The 3263-nt window shown below is 64.0% G+C and carries 3 protein-coding genes; 2 read left to right on the plus strand and 1 reads right to left on the minus strand.

Annotation, left to right across the window (positions count from 1 at the left end; translation table 11 throughout):
• Positions 1 to 7: 7 nt before the first annotated feature.
• Together VMD50_RS10690 and VMD50_RS10695 are read left to right on the plus strand one after the other, a co-directional pair.
• Positions 8 to 1030, plus strand: coding sequence for a glycoside hydrolase family 5 protein (locus tag VMD50_RS10690; protein ID WP_325427571.1), 1023 nt, complete (start codon positions 8 to 10; stop codon positions 1028 to 1030).
• Between the two features lie 38 nt (positions 1031 to 1068).
• The gene (locus VMD50_RS10695; protein WP_325427569.1) at positions 1069 to 1332 is read left to right on the plus strand and encodes a hypothetical protein; all 264 of its coding nucleotides are present in this window, start codon (positions 1069 to 1071) and stop codon (positions 1330 to 1332) included.
• A gap of 75 nt (positions 1333 to 1407) precedes the next feature.
• On the opposite strand, the gene VMD50_RS10700 is transcribed toward VMD50_RS10695, so the two are convergent.
• The gene (locus VMD50_RS10700; RefSeq protein ID WP_325427572.1) at positions 1408 to 2496 is read right to left on the minus strand and encodes a glycosyltransferase family 4 protein; all 1089 of its coding nucleotides are present in this window, start codon (positions 2494 to 2496) and stop codon (positions 1408 to 1410) included.
• Between the last annotated feature and the right edge of the window lie 767 nt (positions 2497 to 3263).

Raw genomic sequence — 3263 nt, forward strand, 5'->3', positions numbered from 1 at the left:
GACGGAGATCTCCCGGGCACGCGCCGCGGGTATCGATGTGATCATCGACCTGATGGAAGGCTGCACCTACCACCAGTCCGATGGTTCGGTGGTGGCATGTTCTCGCGGAATCAGCAGCGACCAGTTCGCGAACGTGTGGACGAGACTGGCCGCCAGGTTCAAGGACACCGCGGGCGTGGCGGCCTACGACCTGATGAACGAGCCGAACGACCTCTCAAGCGACGGCACTGAGACCCGCGCCGATGCCGTCATCTGGGAGCGGTTCTCTCAGGCCGCCGTCGATGCGGTGCGGCAGACCGGAGACCACCACCAACTGATGATCGAGGGCATCAGCTGGTCCAACGTCGACACGTTTCCTGATAAGCACCCGCGCGCCTGGATCAAGGATCCACGACATGACGTCGTGTACTCGGCCCACCAGTATTTCGACTGGACCGGCGGATACGGATTTCCGCGGCAACCGGTTCCCCAACTTCGTTACTCGTACTGGGCCAACAAATTTCAACGCGACGGCACCACAGGCGGTCAGGCGTTCGACGACTGGAACTTGCACCGGCTCGACACGTTCGTCGACTGGCTGAGTCGCAATCATGTGCGCGGGGCCATCGGCGAGGTGGGCTGGCCCTCGTACGAGGAAATGCTGGCGTCCGGGCTGCCGGCTGCCGAGGCCGCCGACGAGGCTGAACACTGGAACACGCTGGGCAGCAAATGGTTTGACCGGGCGGACGCCGCCATGCTAGGGGTCACCTATTTCTCCGCTAGCGGGATTATGCGCATGACCTACGCTGGCGCGCCTCCGGGGCTGCCCGAATCCAACGCCGTATTCGTCCATGCGGGCGGAAATGGTGAACTCCGAAACGCCGACGGCAAACCCATACTGGGCCCTGCCCAGGACTTTGAGCCCGAGGATATCAACACGGCTAACTCCCAATACGTTGTGCTTTCCAAACACCCTTCACTGAGTTTGACCTGCGGGAGCGGCGCGGCCGCAAACTCGACCCGGAATGGGCCAACCGGCGCCGGCTGCTGACTGCCCGAGAACGCCTGTCCGACAAAGCCTTTACCAGAATGTGGAACCGCATCTACGCCGAAGACCCCAGCGCGCAGATCCTGTCGGCCTGGATCGCCAAAGAAGAGTTGCACCCACAGGAAGCTAAGCCCTTGTGCGTGAACAACGGACCGGGCGTGCCCGAGGTGTGGTCGCAAACCACCGCGATCACGTTCACCGCCCGCAAACCATCCAAGGCGCCGAAGCGGCGGATCGCCACGAACCGGTCGAAGCTCGCTCGCACCCAACCGGATTTCGGCTCCAAGATCGTATTGCCGCGGTGAGGGCGGCTGAAGGCCCGGACAGCAGTCACTACCCCGGCCAACCTGCGTGTCGAAACGATGCCAACCGTTCCGGGGTCACGGCGTCCCCCTGTTGGTGGGAGCCGCTGGCGAGCGAGCGGCCAGCACTTCGGTGAGCACGTTCAGCAGGCGATCCGTGGCCCTGTCGACGGCGAACCGCTGCGCGTAGTGGCGCGCTGCCGCGGCTCCGCGCAGTGTCGCAGTGACTGGATCGGCCAGCTCGTCAAACGCGGTGGCGAGCCCGGCGACGTCGTCGATACCGACCGGTGGGCAGCCCGGCGGCTGGTATTCGGGCAGCGCACCGGCCGTAGAAATGATCGGCATGACGCCCAGCTGCAGCGACAGCACTTGCGCGAGGCTTTGCGAGGCACGCCGGCAGTGGACGATTGTACCCTTCGCGGAGGCCAGTGTCGTGATGACGTCGCAGTAACGGTACCTGCCGGGGCGCCACCGGGTGTGCTTCGGTAGGGTGCGGGGGATAGCCTCCCCGTCACCGATGAATACCAGATCGTCACCGCGCCAGCCGCCGCCGGCAACATGCTGCTGCCAGGCCTCCAGCACCACGTCCACGTTTTTGTACGGGTTGAGCCGGCCGTGCATCACGAAGTCGTGCCGCCCTTCGGGGCCGACAAGCTGAGGAACCAGGGCCGCATCGAGGTCGCTGGTAAGCGGCACCACGTGTATCGGGGTGCCGCGTACATCACGCCGGGTGGCAACGGCGGCTGCGACATAGTCGCTGTGGGTGATGGTGGCTGTCGAACGCGCGCCCCAGCGGTCGAATACGGCAAGCCGGTAGGGAAGCCGGTAGGGAAGCCGCTCTTCTGTGGTGTCCTTGGGAGCGTCGTCGTGCACCGACTGAACACGCGGCGCTGACCCGGCCAATGCGATCCAGCGCGGATCGGTGACCAGCTCGGCGATCACGATATCGGGCCGATACTGGCGGACCCGGCGCCAGGCCGCGAAGTGGGCAGGCCAGGTCGCAGCCCTGCGAAACCGTGGATCGAGCACCAGCTCGTAATCACGGGCCGCGTCCGATTCCGGGTGGTAATTGTCGGTGGTCACCAGCAGAACGTCGACACCCCGTCGGCGCAGGGCTTCGGCCCGAACGCGCGCAAAAGGCCGCATCCACGGCGAAAGCCACAGCACCCGAAGCGAATTCACCGTGCGAATGCTGTGTTGATGTTCGAGCGGCAGCGCGGCCTTAGCGCGTGGCAAGTCGTGATTGCGGCGGCGTTCGTTGGCCGAAACGTCTCCTCCGTACGTCGTGCCCGGCCCATGAGCACTCTCACCGGTCACCGGATCACCGCGACCAACGCCCCGTGACAACCGCCCAGCACTATTCTCTCCTTATCGTGGCGATCAAGACGGCCAAACCCTAGGAAACCGATAATCCACATTTGCCTAAGTCTACATACTTTTTAGACGAGTCTAAACGTATCACAGACTTTGAGTAGGGTGTTCAGCGGTGTCGTGCTGGGTGTGGTGACGGCATCGTCGTTGTGGTGATGCGGTCGTGGTCGTCATCCGCCACCGGCTCTCCCGCGCCGGAGACCGCCAACTCAACTAATGCCTCCGAATCCACATCGCAGGACACGCCTACTTCCTGCGCAAACGCGCCGAAGGCAAAAGCAAACAGGAAGCCATGCGATGCCTCAAAACGCCGCCTATCCGATCTGGTTTATCGCCAAATGATCCGTGACCACGACCAGCGACAGGCAGGCTCGGGAGGACACTCGGGGACGGCTCTATCGCTCGCGCGGCGAGCTGACACCCCCAGGGGTCCGGCGTTGTTGACTAGCAGGCTTGTGACCTGCTGATTTGATGTTGGGTGAGGAGTTCAAGGCCGCGGTCGGGGCTGAAGGCGGTGAGCCTGCAGGCTTCGGCGATGTTGTCGGTGCCGCGGAGGCGATGCA

The organism is Mycobacterium sp. (assembly GCF_035506235.1).
Lineage (GTDB): Bacteria > Actinomycetota > Actinomycetes > Mycobacteriales > Mycobacteriaceae > Mycobacterium.